The organism is Modestobacter lapidis, from assembly GCF_054780755.1.
This window is the reverse complement of record NZ_BAAGVS010000004.1, coordinates 1-14,918: the sequence shown is the minus strand read 5'-3', so window position 1 is coordinate 14,918 and position 14,918 is coordinate 1. Positions and strand designations below refer to the sequence as shown.

Sequence of the window (14,918 nt, the reverse complement as noted above, 5' to 3'; positions counted from 1 at the left end):
GGCCGGGTGTGTGCCGCCGACCAGTGCAGCCAGGAGTGGATTCACCACAGGTAGCCGCCGGGCGGGGCGATGCGGCGGCGCTCGGCCGGCACGAGTTCCTCCAGCAGGTCGGTGCGGGTCGTCGCGATGATGATCTGCATGTCCGGGGAGGCCGCGGCGGCGGCATCCAGGGCGTGCAGCATGGTGTCCAGACTCTCGGTCGTCGCCTCCTCGGAGCCCGGGGAGTCGACGGTCAGCAGACCGGGGTGCCGCCCGATCTGGGTGTCGAATCCGGCGTGCACCAGTGCCACGGCGGTGGCCACTTTCAGCCGCAGCTTCTCCCCGGGTGAGCACCCGGTGTAGCTGGTGTCCGCGCCGCCCTTGCGCACCTTCATGCTGGCGTTGCCGGCGAGCTCCACCGAGGTCAGCTGCGCAACGCCGAAGGCTCGCGCCAGCGCGGTGATGTGGTTCGACAGTCCGATGAGCGCCTCGCGCTGGGCCTCGCGTACCCAGTCCGCCGTCACCTTCTCCGCCGCCGCGAGCACGGTGCGACGGCGCTCGAGCGCCTCCCGTTCGGCGAGCTCGCCGGGAGTCGGGTCGACCGCCAGGGCGTCCCGGGCGCCTTGGGCGCGGGCCAGGGCGAGCTCGGCGTCGCGCCGGCGCTGCAGCAGCCCGGCGATCTCCTGGCCCGACCGGGCCAGCGCAGCGACCCGGCCGCGCTCGCGGGTCGCCTCCCGCAGGTCCTCGGCCACCCGGCCGGCGCGCAACGCGGCCACGTTCAGTGCCGCCTGCAACGCGGCCTCGGCGGCGTCGTCATCGTCCTCGGCGACGTCCTCGCCGACATCGGCGTCGGCGCCGGCCGGGAAGCTGGTCTTCAGCGACGCGCTGCGGAGTGCGGCTTCGCGTTCCTCCGTCGGCGCTGCGGTCGAGACCAGCACCTCGTGGGTGAAGGCATCGATGTCCAGGTCCGTGGTGCACACCGAGCACTCGTGCCCCCGCTGCTCCTGCGCCAGCCGGGCCTCGGTGACCGGTGCCGCGCAGCGCGGGCACGCGGTGGGTCGCAACGCGTTGAAGAACCGGCGTCCCAGCGCGTCCTCCAGCTGGGCGTGCTTGCGGGCCCGCTCGTCCTGCAGCTGCCGCCCCACCTCCCTCTCGGTCGCGCGCAGGTCCTCCAGCTGCACGCTGAGCGCGGCGATCTCGGCCCCGAGGCTGCCCACCCGGCGCACCGCCGCATCGATCTCGGCCAGCCGCGCTTCCCCGTCGGGCAACTCCGCCAGCAGTGCCTTCGCGGCCTGTACGTCGGCGACTGCCCGCTCGCGCCGGCCGGCTGAGGCGGCTTCGCGTTCATCGGAGCGCGACTGCAGCGCGGCCACCGCGGCGTCGGCCGCCTTGACCGCGGTCGCCGCCTCTGCTCGGGGCGCGGCCCATGCGGCACCCAGGAACATCGACAGCAGCCGGCTGGGCATCCCGGAGAACTTGGTGTCGCCGAGCAGCACGTCCAGCCCGCCGGAGGAGATCGACAGCGCCCCGGCATAGGCGACCCACGCGTGCTCGATGGCCTGTCCCTCCTGCCAGGCGGCGATCCGCTGCAGGTGCAGCCGGGGCATCATCACCGCGTCCATCGCCGCGATGAAGGCATCCTCGTCGGCGAAGCGGACCAGCTCCACCGCGGTGCCGGCGTCGGACTCGCGGTGCACCGCGCCGTCGGGTCGCCCGTCGGTCACGTCGAAGGAGATGCGCAGCCGCTCCGCACCGACGGCGAAGACGACCTGGACGTGCCGTAGCCACGATCGAACGTCGGCTTGCAGCCGGCACCGACCACGCAGCCCCCAGCGGATCACCTCCAGCACGGTGCTCTTGCCGCGAAGGTTCTCGTGGCTGCCCACCACGTGCAGGCCCGGTCCGAGCGTCCAGCTGAAGGTGAAGGGCTCAGTGGTGACCGCCGCGCCGCTGCCGCCGGCGCCTGTCCGGTCGTCGTCGGTGGCGTCGTCGACGGCAGTGGCGTCGTCGTCGGTGGCGTCGCCGGTGGGCCCGGTGAGGAGCTTGATGCCGGAGAACTCGACCCGCAGCACCTGGAGCCCGACCGGGGTGGGGATGGCCGCGGATGTGGGGATCCGCGCCTCGGTGAGGATCGCCTCGACGGTCTCCTCATCGACGGCGTCGCGTAGGCGCGCGGTCACTGCGGCAGCCAGCTTGCTCATGTCGCGCTCCTTGCCTCGGCCAACCGCTCACGGACGCGGTCGGCGATGGGTCCGATGTGGCTGCCCAGCTCGGTGTCGGCGTAGGACGCCTGCTGGTACTGGCGCTGCTTCAGCTGGCTGCCGTTGGCCGTCCCGGCGACCTGCAGCACCAGCCGCACCTGGCGCGGGTACCAGGACAGTGGGCCGTCCGTGGTGGCCAGGCTGTCACCGGCGGCGACGCCGTCGGGCAGCAGGAAGAACTGGTTGCGGTGTCCGCCTGGCGTTCGCCGCATGATCGCCAGGCCGTATGCCTCCAGGTGGGCGAAGGCGTCATCGAGGCGCTCGTAGGCGCCGAACAGCCACCGGGGCATCGGGTAGTGCCGCAGCGAGGGCTCGGGGTCCTCCAGCAGCGCTGCCGCGACATCGAGGTAGTCACCGCCCAGTGAGCCGGACTCGACCTCGCTGACCAGCTCGTCGGCCAAGTAGTCGGGGTTGCGCAGCCAGAAGTCCAGCGCCTGCAACCTCCGCTCACTGCGGACGGCGAGGACGGCACCGTCCGGGTCACCGGGCGCATCGGCGGGCGTCCCGGCCTGTCGGAGCAACGCCAGCAGACGGATCGCGTGCTGTACGCGGCTGGCAGACGGCACCCGACCCCCTTGGCGGCTCGACCTGCACCGTACCGGCACCGCAGAGTTCGCCTTCGCGTACCGCGCCACCGCGATGCTGTCCTCGCCGACCGTCGCGCCGCAGGTAACGGGCGGACGCTGGGGTGGTGAACAAAACCGGTCTCGCGTTCCGCTCGGCGCCCTGACACCCGGCGTCTGTCGTGCGGTGCGCGCCACCGGCGTCGGTCATGGTGGTCGCGAGACACGGCCACCGCGACGTTCGCCGTGCCGTCGGCACCGCGTGCGCTGCGTAGATTGGCGCGGTGTACGACAGCGTCACGACCTGGCGGCTCTACTCCGCCGAGCAGAGCATTCCGCTCGGGCAACCGCTGACAGACGTCGACGCCGCACGGGCTCTCGTGCGACGGGTGAAGCGGTCGGCGTGGTGGCGCGACAACATCGCCTACGACGTCCGGGTGAGGACGCACATCCGGGGACGCGAAGCAGCTGGGTGGATCAGCTCGTATGCGCAGTCGGCCGGTCTGGGCCAGTCCACGTCGTGGACCATCAGCCTGCACCCAATGATGCTCAACGACCTGATCGTGTTCCACGAGCTGGCGCACTGCATCGCTCCACGCTGGCAGTACTCCGGGGGCCGCCGCAGGGACGGTGAGCTGACCAACCACACCGAGCGCGCCTCGCATGGCGACGGGTTCGCCGCCGCGCTGGCCGAGCTCGTCGGTCAGTTCGGGACGGTCACCCACCACGACGAACTGCGCCTGGCGTACCACCACTTCGACGTTCCGGTGCTCTCCTTCGAGGAGTACCGGGCCGCGGTGGAAGACAGCCTCCTCGCCGAGCGCGACATCCTGGCGATGCACCGCGAGATCGAGGAGCGGTTCGCCACCCAGGCGCGAATCAGCCCCGGATTCATCCCGCAGTGGACCTGGGGGGATCGGCTGCTGAGCCTGCGCCAGCGCGCCGGCGCGGGAACCCGCGGGCGCATGAGCAGGGAACATCTGGCCCAGCTGATCTCGCGTGTCGAGCGTTGTTCACCTCGCGACGTCCAGCGGCTGGAGGCGGCGCAGCACCTGCCACAGGACCCGCGCCTGCGCAGGATCGCCATGTGCATGGCCGTCGCCCTGTGCCTCGACCCGATCTACGCCCGACACCAGATGGGGCTGGTGCGGTGGGAGTGCGGCGTCGAACTGCACGAGCTGGCCGCGATCAACCCCGACTGGGTGGAGCTCGTGGAGTCGATGAACTTCCAGATGGCGGCGCGGCCACCGCGTTGGGTCATCGACGGTGATCGCTGAGGCCGATGCCGTTCAGCAGTGACGGCCGGCATCATGGCCGGCCCGCAGCGCTATTGTTCGCCGTGGCGGCGTGCCACCCCGCCTGCCGTAGCTGACCTGCGGCGCACGAAGAGCGTGGGCCGCGACGGACGGCGATGCCGCCCCAGTTGCGTCTCAGGTAGCTACAGACGCGTTGCTATACGTGGAGAGACAGCGCCTGACTCGCGAGTCAGCATGCTCGTCGTCATCTCGATGGCGACCCACGCGTCGCCGTAGACGATCGCAGGATCAGCGATGCGTCGGCCCCTGTGAGTGAAGGCCGCGCTCGAGTGCTGCGTCGCCGTACAGGCGGTATCCGGCGGGTACGCCGGGGCAGCGAAGGTGTGTTCTCGACGGGCTTCCGCCGCCCGCAACGTGACATCAGCGACTCATGTCCCGTCGTCGCGATCGAGACAGACCGGAGCCCTCGTTGGTGCTCCACCCACGGACAACAGGGGGCTGACACCACAACTCACCTCGGCCGCCGCTTCGCGACACATCTGGTCGAGCGCCGGAGCATCCCAATTTTCGGCGAGGTGTCACCAAACGGCTCCGAAAAGCGCCTTCTCCCGGTGAGAGCGACTACTCACCAGCGGAGCAGGGATGTGCGGTCAGCCGGGACGACGGAGAACGGCAGCGCCTGCGCCGGCACCGTCCCACGCATCCGCTGCTGGCCGCGCCGTGCTGCAAGCCTTCGTCGACAGCTACGGCGGCACAACCCACCAGCTGCTCACCGACCTGGCCGACGTCATCGGCGCCAGTATCGCCTACGTCGACCGGCCCACCGTCGAAGCCCACCTCGAGCGGCCCCTGTCCGACCGGGAGTGGGCCGCCACCACCCAGCAGTTCACGGCCATGGCCTTCGACGACCACGTCGGAGACGCCGGCAGCCTCCGCACCGACTGGATCGAAGACGTCCTTGCCAGGGCCGGCGTACCCGGTCGTGGCCACACCGGTCAGCCGGTCGCCGCATCTCCACTGGGCGGGGCATGAGCGCCACCCGGACCTGCCCGGCCTGCGGCTACAGCGGCACGTACGCCAGCGACGCCCTCGCTGACGTCCACCACGCGCGCCATTCCTGCGCGAAGCACCGGCAGGCCATCGAGCGAGCACGTCGCCGTGTCCAGCGCGCTCAGGGTCGGGTGAGGCGGGACTGCACTCATCCGCGTGCTCGGCACGTGCACGGAACCCGCGTCGCCTATGTGAAGGACCGCTGCCGATGCACCGACTGCACTGCCGCCAACACCGCGGCCGGCCGTGCCGTGCACCGCGCGCAGGCCTTCGGCCGATGGCGACCGTTCGTGGACTCGGCCCCGGTGCACGAGCACATCCGAGCCCTACGCGCCGCCGGCATCGGCGTCGAGCAGATCGCCATGCTCGCCGGCATTTCCACCAGCCACGTCCGCGACCTGGCCGACCCCGGACGGGACGGCAACCCAAGCATCCGGCGGGTCCGGCCAGAGACCGCCCACCAGGTTTTGCGCATTCGGATCGACCAGGCCAACCGGGCGCCGCGCAGTCACGTCGGCGCCACGGGCACTCGTCGCCGCCTGCAGGCCCTGATCGCCGTCGGATGGCCCCACGACGAGCTGGCCGCCCGGCTCGGCCGAAGCTCCGCCGGCCTCCGACGCAGCATGCTCAGCGACTCCGTCACCGCGCAGACCGCGCAGGACGTCCGCGACCTCTACGAGCAGCTGTGGAACTTGAGCCCACCGCAGTCCACCAACGACCAGCGCGCCGCGGCTGACGCCGCCCGGGCCCTCGCCGCGGAATACGGCTGGCTGCCACCTCTGGCCTGGGACGACGTCGACACCGACCCAGACCCTCGACACCACGATGATCGCGCAGAGACGGACGACGACCTCGACGAGATCGCCATCGAGCGTGCCCTCGCCGGCGACGGCGTCCGCCTCGAGCACCTGACCCCCGCTGAGCAGGACGAAGTCGTCCGGCGCCTCACCGAACGCGGCAAGTCCATCCGCGACATCGCCCAACAGCTCGCCACGACCAAACGCACGATTTCCCGACGGCGTGCGTCCATCAGCGCCGCGTGACCAAGCACGGTCCGGGGAGGGGGCCGGGCTATGGATTCATCGGCGCCGGGCCGACGGCTGTCCGCGCCCTGTCCCGTCCGACGACCTTGCAGCGGCCCTGCCCTCAACCCATCCGTCCCGCCCCTGGGGGCCATCTCAGCGAGCGGCTGCCGGCAGCTCGACGACGCCGTCCGGTGCTACGGGCGGATGCCCGTAACAGGCCGGCCGGCCAGGGTGGTGACCATCTCAACGGCGGCGTCCCAGTACCGCTCGTCGGCAGCACGTTGATCAGTCCGCGCAGCGGCGAGCCCGACGGCCCGGCGGGCACGTAGCCGCCCTCGAGGGCATGCAGGGTCGCGTCGAGCTCGTCGGTGGTGCGCGCCAGCCGCGGCACCACCTCGTCGGCGGCGAAGCGGAGGACGGCGGCAACCTGGTCGTCGTCCCGGTCGAGCACCTCGCGCACGACCTCATAGACCGCCTCGGCCGTCCAGCCGCGCGCCTCCATGGCCCCGACGAGAGCCTCCGCCTGCGCCTCGACGGCGTCCGTGGCGTGCAGGCCGGCGGCGCCGTCCTCGGTCAGTCCCAGTGCCTCGCGCAGGCCGGGCAGCGCGACCGCGCCGCCCCAGATCTGGCGGGCACAGAGCATCGCGAGCACCAGGTCGACGCGGTTCTGCCCGGCCGGCGGGGACCCGAGCACGTGCAGACCGTCGCGGATCTGCGAGTCCTTGATCTCGCAGAGCCAGCCGTCGACGTGCAGGATCATCTCGTCGAAGTGATCGTCCTCGGGCCGCTCGTTCAGGCCGAGGTCGTGATCGAGCTTCGCGGCCTGCAGCAGCGTCCAGATCTGCGCTCGGACGGCGGGCAGCTTGGCCGGATCCATGGCTGCGACGTTGGCGTGCTCGTCGAGCAGCTGCTCCAGCCGGGCGATGTCGCCGTAGGTCTCGGCGCGGGCCATCGGCGGCACCATGTGGTCAATCAGCGTGGCGTGCGCCCGGCGTTTGGCCTGCGACCCCTCGCCGGGGTCGTTGACCAGGAAGGGGTAGATCAACGGCAGGTCGCCCAGCGCGGCGTCCGGCCCGCAGGAGGCGGACATGCCCACGTTCTTCCCGGGCAGCCACTCGAGGTTGCCGTGCTTGCCCACGTGCACCAGGGCGTGCGCCCCGAACTCTGACCGCAGCCACCGGTACGCGGCCAGGTAGTGGTGCGACGGCGGCAGATCCGGGTCGTGGTAGATCGCGATCGGGTTCTCCCCGAAGCCGCGCGGCGGCTGCACCATGACCACCACGTTGCCTGCCCGGAGTGCGGCGAAGACGATGTCGTCACCGTCCACGAACAGCGAGCCGGGTGCGGGGCCCCAGTGCTCCTCCATCGCCTCCCGCAGGTCGGCGGGCAGTGTGTCGAAAAAGGCGCGGTACGCGGCAGCCGGGATGCGCACCGGGTTGCCGGATAGCTGCTCCTGGGTGAGCCAGTCGGCGTCCTGCCCGCCGGCGGCGATGAGGGCGTGCACCAGCGCGTCGCCGTCGAGGTCGGCCACACCCGGGCAGGGCGTCGGGGCCGTCGAAAGGACCGATGTCGTAGCCCTGGCCGGCCATCGCGGCGAGCAGCCGGACGACCGATGCGGGGGTGTCGAGACCGACGGCGTTGCCGATGCGGGCGTGCTTGGTGGGATAGGCCGACAGCATCACGACGATTCGCCGCTCGGGGGCGGCGTGTGCCGCAGCCGGGCGTGCGCCACCGCGGTGCCGGCCACGCGGGCGGCCCGTTCGGGATCAGCGACGTAGTGCGTCAGCCCGTCGTCGTCGGTCTCCTTGAAGGAGAACGGCACGCTGATCAGACGGCCGTCGAACTCGGGGATCGCAACCTGATTCCCCCGGCGAGTGGTTATGGTGGCGGCACATGGCCGAGGCCATGTGCGGGAGCTCGGGACTCACCGGGCTGAGAGGGCTGCTGACGTGCCGCCGACCGCTGGAACCTGACCGGGTAATGCCGGCGTAGGGAGCGATCATGACGACGTTCGGCACCGTCCCCGCCCGACGACTGGGTGGACTGCACGTGCTCACCGACGCCCGCGGCGGGCAGCGCGCGCTCGAGGCAGTCGCCGCCGCCGTGGCCGCCGGCGCGCCGGTGGTCCAGGTGCGGGCGAAGGAGTGCACCGACCGCGAGCTCTACGACTTCGCCGCGGCGGTGGTCGCGATCTGCCTGCCCGCACGCGTGACCTGCCTGGTGAACGACCGGGTCGACGTCGCCCTTGCGGTCGGTGCCGCCGGCACGCACCTGGGCGCCACCGACCTGCCCGTCGCGGCGGCCCGCCGGGTCGCCGGGCCGGACCACCTCATCGGCGGCACGGCACGCGAGCCGGAGCGTGCGCGGCAGCTCGTGGCCGAGGGCGCGGACTACCTCGGTGTCGGACCGGCCTGGCCGACGACCACCAAGACCGGCCTGCCGGCCGCACTCGGCCCGGCCGGGCTCCGGGCGGTGGCCGAGGCGGTGGACGTGCCGGTCGTCGCCATCGGCGGGGTCACCGCCGAACGGGTGCCGGAGCTGCTCGCCGCCGGCGCCGCGGGGGTGGCGGTGGTCGGGGCGATCGCCGCGGCGGCCGACCCCGGAGCTGCCACGCGGAAGCTCCTCCGGGCCCTGGCCGGCGCATCCGGAGGCAACCGGTGACCGGCCCGACTCCCGATGTGGTGGTCGCCGGCGGTGGGCTGATCGGGCTATCGCTGGCCTGGCGGGCCGCCCAGCGGGGCCTGTCGGTGACCGTGGTCGACGACGCACCCGGGAACGGCGCCTCGGCGGCCGCCGCAGGCATGCTCGCACCGGTGACCGAAGCCGGATACGGCGAGGACGCCCTGCTGCGTCTGGGGCTGGCGTCGCTCGCGCGCTGGCCGACGTTCGCCGCCGAACTGGAGCAGGCCAGCGGCCTGCCGGTGGGGCTACGAACCGCAGGCACGCTCGTAGTGGGCTTCGACGACGACGACATGCGCGAGCTCGACGCGCTGCACGCCTTCCAGCAGGAACTCGGGCTCAACGCCGAGCGGCTGACACCACGGGCCGCGCGCCGCCACGAACCGTCGCTGACCCCCCGGGTGCGCGGCGGGCTGCTGGTGACCGGCGACCACTCGGTGGACGGACGGGCGGTGCACACGGCGCTTTTGGCCGCCGCGGCGTCCGCAGGCGTGCAGCTGGTGAGCGGCCGGGTCGACGCCGTCCTGGTCGACGGCGGCCGGGCGACCGGATTGCAGCTGGCCGGCGGCGGCACGGTCCCCGCCGGCACCGTCGTCCTCGCGCTCGGCGCACACAGTGCGGCCCTGCCCGGTGTCCCGCCGCTGCCGGTCCGGCCGGTGAAGGGCCAGATCCTCCGGCTCGCCGGCGCGGCCGGGCTGCTCGATGGCACGGTGCGCGCCCTGGTCCGCGGCCGGCGGGTCTACCTCGTGCCCTACGCCGGGAACCGCTTGATCGTCGGCGCCACCACCGAGGACCGCGGCTTCGACGCCACGGTCACGGCCGGAGGCGTGCACGACCTGCTGCACGATGCAATCGACGTCGTCCCCGGCGTAACCGAGCTGGAACTGGTCGAGGCCCTGGCCCGGTGGCGCCCGGGCACGGCGGACAACGCCCCGCTGTTGGGCCCCTCGCGACTGCCCGGTCTGGTGCTGGCCACCGGCCACCACCGCAACGGCGTCCTGCTCACCCCCGTGACCAGCGAGGTCCTCGCCGAGCTCCTGGCCACGGGTCGACTGCCCGAGCTCGCCGCGCCCTTCACGTCCGACCGATTCGAGCAGGAGATGCCATGCAGGTGACCGTCAACGGCGCGGCGGCCGAAGTGGCCGACGACGCCACCGTGGCCGAGCTGGTCGCCGCCCACAGCACCGGGCACGACCGCGTCGCGGTGGCACTCAACGGCGACGTCGTACCGCGTACCGGCTGGGCGCAGACCCCACTGACGGCCGGTGACAGCGTCGAGGTGCTCGCCCCCACGGCAGGAGGATGACCATGGCCATCAACGGCACCCCCACCGGCGCGGGCGCGGCGATGCCCGCGCTCGCACCCGCCCTCGCCAGGAGGAGGCCGCCGACCCGTTCGTGCTCGGTGGGGAGACGTTCACCTCCCGGCTGCTGCTGGGCACCGGTGGCGTTCCCAGCCTGGAGGTGCTCGAGCGGGCCGTCCGTGCCTCGGGCACCCAGCTGGTCACCGTCGCGCTGCGCCGGGTCGAGGCCTCCGCCAGCGGCTCCATGCTGGAGGTGCTCGACCGCAACGGCGTGCGGTTACTGCCCAACACCGCCGGTTGCCGCACCGCCCGTGAGGCCGTGCTCACCTCGCGGCTGGCCCGCGAGGCGTTCGGCACCAGCTGGGTCAAGCTGGAGGTGATCGGGGACGAGCGCACCCTGCTCCCCGACGTGGTGGAACTGCTCGATGCTGCCGAGCAGCTGGTCGCCGAGGACTTCACCGTGCTCGCCTACACCACCGACGACCCGGTCCTGGGCCGGCGCCTCGCGGACGCCGGCTGCGCGGCCGTGATGCCGCTGGGCTCGCCCATCGGCAGCGGACTGGGCATCCGCAATCCGCACAACATCGCCCTGCTGCGGGAGGCAGTGGAGGTGCCCGTCGTGCTGGACGCCGGGATCGGCACCGCCTCAGACGCGGCGCTGGCCATGGAACTGGGCTGTGACGCGGTCCTGCTCGCCTCGGCGGTGACCCGGGCGCGGGATCCCGAACGGATGGCGCTGGCCATGCGTCAGGCCGTAGAGGGCGGCAGGCTCGCCCGCGGTGCCGGCCGCATCCCCCGCCGCTGGCACGCCGAGGCCTCCACCCCCATGCACGGGTTGCCCGAACTGTGACCCTGCCCCGGCTGCTGGTGCTCACCGACCGGACCCAGTGCGCCGGCCCCCTTCCCGCGACGGTGGCCGCCGCCGTGGAGGCCGGCGCCCGGGCGGTCGTGCTCCGGGAGAAGGACCTTCGGCTGCGGGACCGCGCGGCTCTGGCCGCCGAGCTCGACGCCGTCCTCGCCCCCGTGGGCGGCGTGCTCGTATGGGCCGGCGCGGCGGGCAGCGCCGGCGCCGCCGCCGTTCATCTGGCGGCGGACGACCCGTTCCCGGAGCCGCGCCCGGCACTGGTCGGGCGGTCCTGTCACTCGCGGGAGGAGGTGGCGGCGGCGCGGGCCGAGGGCTGTGACTACGTGACGGTCTCCCCCGTCTTCCCCACCGCCTCCAAGCCCGGATACGGACCTGCCCTGGGGCCGACCGGGCTCGCCTCGCTGGTCGCCGATGCGCCACCGGTCTACGCGCTCGGCGGCGTCGGCCCGGCCGACGTCGGTGCGTGCCTCGGCGCCGGCGCCGGAGGTGTTGCCGTGATGGGAACGATCATGCGCGACCCGACGACGGTTTTCGCCTACCTCGGCGCCCTGGCGGAGACGGCGGCATGACTCCACCCGTGGCCCTCACCATTGCCGGCTCGGATTCCGGCGGCGGGGCCGGCATCCAGGCCGATCTCAAGACCTTCGCCGCGCTCGGCGTCTTCGGCACCTCGGCGATCACCGCACTCACCGCGCAGAACACCGAAGGCGTGCGCGGCATCCATCCGGTGCCCGCTGAGTTCGTCGTCGCCCAGGTCGAGGCCGTGCTCGACGACTTCCGGGTGGCGGCGGTGAAGACGGGCATGCTCGGCACGGCCGACGTCGTGCGCGCCGTCGTCGACCTGGCCGCAGCCGGCCGGCTCCCCCGACTCGTCGTTGACCCGGTCATGGTCGCCTCCAGCGGGGACCGGCTGCTCGAACCGCAGGCCGAGCGGCTCTACGTCGAGGCACTGCTGCCCCACGCGGCCGTGCTCACCCCCAACCTGCGGGAGGCCGAGGTCCTGCTCGACGCCTCGATCCGCACCCTCGCCGAGCAACGGGAGGCCGCTCGCGCCCTCGGCGCCCTGGGCCCCTCCACCGTCGTGGTCAAGGGCGGCCACGCGGTGAACGACGCCGCTGGGGAGGCGATCGACCTCGTCTGGGACGGCAGCACCGTGCACGAGCTCCGCGGCCCGAGAATCGACACCCGCAACAACCACGGCACCGGCTGCACCTTCGCCTCCGCCGCAGCAGCGGCACTGGCAACAGGCAGCACCGTCCGTGACGCGCTCACGACCGCCAAGAGGTTCGTTGCCGGCGCGATCACCGCCGGCGCCGCCTGGCGACTCGGCCACGGACACGGACCACTCGACCACTTCGCCTCGATGACTGACAGATCCGTCTGACCAGCAGCGAAGTGCTTCACAAGGCGCAGCCGAGCCGAGCACCTGCCTGAGCTGAGTCCAACAGCGTGGAATGCCAGCGCGCGCAGCTTGAATCGGCGATCTGCTGAGCCTCGATCCGCCGTCGGGGTGGGGATCGCCGGTGGGCGGTGACAGACGAATGCCCCTGTGACCAGCGATGATGGGACTTGCGAAGGTTCCACATCACTGATCGGCAGGGGCATCCGGTAAATGCGAGTCTCGCACAGCGTCTCGGCGGTTTTCGATGATCCCAATCTCGTGTCCGCGGCGGGTCTGGCGCCGGTGCTGGCGTTGGCCGAGCGGGCCGGGCTGCACGATCTGGTCGCCGAGCACCTGACGGTGCCGGGATCGGCAGGAGCGAACAGCACGGTGAAAATTCCGTCGCTGGTGGCCGGGATGGTCGCCGGCGCGGACAGCGTCACCGACATGGACCTGCTGCGCCACGGCGGCATGGGCCGGTTGTTCACCGAGGTCCGGGCACCGACGACGTTGGGCACGTGCCTGCGCGGGTTCACCTTCGGCCACGTCCGCCAGCTGGACGCGATCGCCTCCCGGCTGCTGATCGCGCTGAGCAAGCAGAGGCCGCTGTTGGCCGGCGCCGACCAGGTCGCCTATCTCGACATCGACGACACCATGCGGGAGACCCACGGCTACGCCAAGCAGGGCGTGGGCTACGGCTACTCCAAGGTCAAGGGCCTCAACGCGCTGCTGGCGATCATCTCCACCCCGATCGCCGCGCCGGTGATCGCCGGCACCCGGCTGCGCAAGGGAGCGACCAACTCCGCCCGGGGCGCATCCCGGCTGATCACCGACGCGCTGGCCACCGCCGCCAAGGCCGGGGTATCCGGGCAGGTGACCGTGCGCTGCGACAGCGCCTTCTACAACCACGACGTCGTCGCGGCGGCCCGCCGGGGCGGGGCGCACTTCTCCGTCACCGCCCGGATGGACCCGGCGGTGCGCAAGGCGATCGCCTCGATCGGCGAAGCCGACTGGGTGGCGATCAAGTACCCGAACGCCATCTGGGATGACGACGAGCAGCGCTGGATCTCCGACGCCGAGGTCGCCGAGGTCCCGTTCACGGCGTTCACCTCCCGCCGCAAGGCCGAGCACATCAGCGCCCGCCTGATCGTGCGACGGGTCAAGCGGCTGAACCCGAAGTCGGTGCCAGCCGGGCAGAGTGAGCTGTTCGCCGCCTACCGCCACCACGCGATCTTCACCGACTCGCCGCTGCCGATGCTCGCCGCCGAGGCCGGCCACCGCGACCACGCGATCGTCGAGCAGGTCATCGCCGACGTGAAGAGCGGCCCGTTGGCGCACATGCCCTCGGGATTCTTCTCGGCCAACGGCGCCTGGACCGTGCTGGCCGCGATCGCCTTCAACCTCACCCGCGCCGCCGGCCTCCTGGCCTCGACGTTCCACGCCAAGGCCAGAACCGCCACCATCCGCGCCCAACTGATCAACGTCCCCACCCGGCTGGCCCGCTCAGCCCGGCGGCTTCGCATGCACATGCCCCGCGACTGGCCCTGGGAGGTCGCTTGGACTCGGCTGTTCGACGCGACCTGCGGACCCCCGACCGCGGCCTGACGACCACCGCCCCACAGGGCCCGACCGGAGACCAACAGTGGAAGAGCCGGGCAGACCGGCAATCTCCGCACGCCCATCACCGGCCAGCAAGATCATTAACCGGATCGGCGGCACCGAAATATCGACATGGCGGATCGAGGCTCAGTGTAGGCGTCCCCCACACGGGCGCCAAGCCCCGCAGGCAGCACACCGCCGGAGCGACCCGACCGCTCCTCCCGGGATCCGTGAGCCAGGGTACCCCTGCCTGGTATGCGTACCCGCCGTGCCCACACGGTGCCCACACGGTGCCCACAAAAGGGCCGTTTCGGATCATCGACGGCCATCGACCCTCAACCATGAAGGCGCAGGTCAGAAGGCAAATCGCCGATGATCATGCAGATCAGCGAGGGGCCCTGAGATCTCATAATCCCTGGGTCGTGGGTTCGAGCCCCACCCGCCCCACCTAGAAGCGACTGAGGGTAGCGAGTCTAGCGAAGTCCCATGTGGGCTTCGCCCGGTCGCTGACGCACCCCTGACCAGCTGAGCTACCGCCCCAGCGAATGAGCGACGCAGAAGCGATTGGAACGTGACTCCACTGACGTAAGCCGGGTGGCGACCCGAATTGCGCCTACAGAGACGCAGGAGGCATGCCGGTCCTCGGTGCGAAATGTCATGGCAACTCGACACGCATCATGATCCCGATCTTGAATCAACTCCCTGGCGATACCGGCCAAGCTGCCCCCGGCCACTTTCGCGGCCACGATCCGGTCTAGAACTTCCTCCGAGAGCTGGCGCGGACGCCCAGTCTCGCACCGGCAGCCTTCTTCGCGGCTAGGGCATCCTTGGTGCGTTGACCAATAAGACGACGCTCATACTGAGGTTTTCTCACCAGGTTCGGCGGCCTGAAGGACGTCGTCGCTGGTCGTCGCGGGTGTTCCGGATGTAGGCGCGGGCTCTCGGGGTCACGATCGT

The 14,918-nt window shown here is 71.9% G+C and carries 13 protein-coding genes, 1 pseudogene and 1 riboswitch; of the genes and pseudogenes, 10 read left to right on the top strand and 4 right to left on the bottom strand.

All coding sequences use genetic code 11. The annotated features are described in order from the left end of the window. Nucleotides 1-41: 41 nt before the first annotated feature. Together ACYVG5_RS07055 and ACYVG5_RS07050 are read right to left on the bottom strand one after the other, a co-directional pair. Nucleotides 42-2,180, bottom strand: a complete 2,139-nt coding sequence (locus ACYVG5_RS07055) for a hypothetical protein (protein WP_222044388.1) — start codon at nt 2,178-2,180, stop codon at nt 42-44. Then, nucleotides 2,177-2,806, bottom strand: a complete 630-nt coding sequence (locus ACYVG5_RS07050) for a hypothetical protein (RefSeq protein ID WP_222044385.1) — start codon at nt 2,804-2,806, stop codon at nt 2,177-2,179. The genes ACYVG5_RS07055 and ACYVG5_RS07050 overlap by 4 nt, the downstream gene beginning before the upstream one ends. 281 nt (nt 2,807-3,087) lie before the next feature. On the opposite strand from ACYVG5_RS07050, the gene ACYVG5_RS07045 reads away from it, so the two are divergent. The 3 genes from ACYVG5_RS07045 to ACYVG5_RS07035 all read left to right on the top strand — a co-directional run bounded on the left by ACYVG5_RS07045 (nt 3,088) and on the right by ACYVG5_RS07035 (nt 6,152). Continuing rightward, complete coding sequence (locus ACYVG5_RS07045) at nt 3,088-4,080, top strand: hypothetical protein (protein ID WP_222044383.1); 993 nt, start codon at nt 3,088-3,090, stop codon at nt 4,078-4,080. Between the two features lie 699 nt (nt 4,081-4,779). Beyond that, on the top strand, nt 4,780-5,091 hold the full coding sequence (locus tag ACYVG5_RS07040; RefSeq protein WP_222044382.1) for a hypothetical protein: 312 nt from the start codon (nt 4,780-4,782) through the stop codon (nt 5,089-5,091). Beyond that, a complete protein-coding gene (locus ACYVG5_RS07035) occupies nt 5,088-6,152 on the top strand; it encodes a response regulator transcription factor (RefSeq protein WP_222044380.1) in 1,065 nt (354 codons plus the stop codon). Before ACYVG5_RS07040 ends, ACYVG5_RS07035 begins: the two co-directional genes overlap by 4 nt. A 103-nt stretch (nt 6,153-6,255) precedes the next feature. Here ACYVG5_RS07035 and ACYVG5_RS07030 read toward each other — a convergent pair whose 3' ends face one another. Together ACYVG5_RS07030 and ACYVG5_RS07025 are read right to left on the bottom strand one after the other, a co-directional pair. Then, nucleotides 6,256-7,665, bottom strand: coding sequence for a cobaltochelatase subunit CobN (locus ACYVG5_RS07030; RefSeq protein ID WP_460683057.1), 1,410 nt, complete (start codon nt 7,663-7,665; stop codon nt 6,256-6,258). Between the two features lie 82 nt (nt 7,666-7,747). After that, a pseudogene (locus tag ACYVG5_RS07025) lies at nt 7,748-7,956 on the bottom strand (cobaltochelatase subunit CobN); the annotation flags it as partial. A 77-nt stretch (nt 7,957-8,033) separates the two neighbouring features. After that, a riboswitch (TPP riboswitch) is annotated at nt 8,034-8,146 on the top strand. On the opposite strand from ACYVG5_RS07025, the gene thiE reads away from it, so the two are divergent. From thiE to ACYVG5_RS06990, 7 genes are all read left to right on the top strand, one after another. After that, complete coding sequence (thiE, locus tag ACYVG5_RS07020) at nt 8,136-8,795, top strand: thiamine phosphate synthase (RefSeq protein ID WP_222044379.1); 660 nt, start codon at nt 8,136-8,138, stop codon at nt 8,793-8,795. It overlaps the preceding riboswitch by 11 nt. After that, on the top strand, nt 8,792-9,928 hold the full coding sequence (thiO, locus tag ACYVG5_RS07015; protein ID WP_222044377.1) for a glycine oxidase ThiO: 1,137 nt from the start codon (nt 8,792-8,794) through the stop codon (nt 9,926-9,928). Before thiE ends, thiO begins: the two co-directional genes overlap by 4 nt. Further along, nucleotides 9,919-10,119: a sulfur carrier protein ThiS gene (gene thiS / locus ACYVG5_RS07010; protein WP_222044375.1), complete on the top strand. Its 201-nt coding sequence runs from the start codon at nt 9,919-9,921 to the stop codon at nt 10,117-10,119. Before thiO ends, thiS begins: the two co-directional genes overlap by 10 nt. A 91-nt stretch (nt 10,120-10,210) precedes the next feature. After that, nucleotides 10,211-10,966 (top strand): thiazole synthase, encoded by a 756-nt coding sequence (locus tag ACYVG5_RS07005; protein WP_222045325.1) that lies wholly within the window; start codon nt 10,211-10,213, stop codon nt 10,964-10,966. Beyond that, nucleotides 10,963-11,550, top strand: coding sequence for a thiamine phosphate synthase (locus tag ACYVG5_RS07000; RefSeq protein WP_222044374.1), 588 nt, complete (start codon nt 10,963-10,965; stop codon nt 11,548-11,550). The genes ACYVG5_RS07005 and ACYVG5_RS07000 overlap by 4 nt, the downstream gene beginning before the upstream one ends. After that, complete coding sequence (gene thiD / locus ACYVG5_RS06995) at nt 11,547-12,365, top strand: bifunctional hydroxymethylpyrimidine kinase/phosphomethylpyrimidine kinase (RefSeq protein ID WP_222044372.1); 819 nt, start codon at nt 11,547-11,549, stop codon at nt 12,363-12,365. Before ACYVG5_RS07000 ends, thiD begins: the two co-directional genes overlap by 4 nt. 228 nt (nt 12,366-12,593) lie before the next feature. Then, nucleotides 12,594-13,967 (top strand): IS1380 family transposase, encoded by a 1,374-nt coding sequence (locus ACYVG5_RS06990; RefSeq protein WP_222044369.1) that lies wholly within the window; start codon nt 12,594-12,596, stop codon nt 13,965-13,967. The last annotated feature ends 951 nt before the right edge of the window (nt 13,968-14,918 follow it).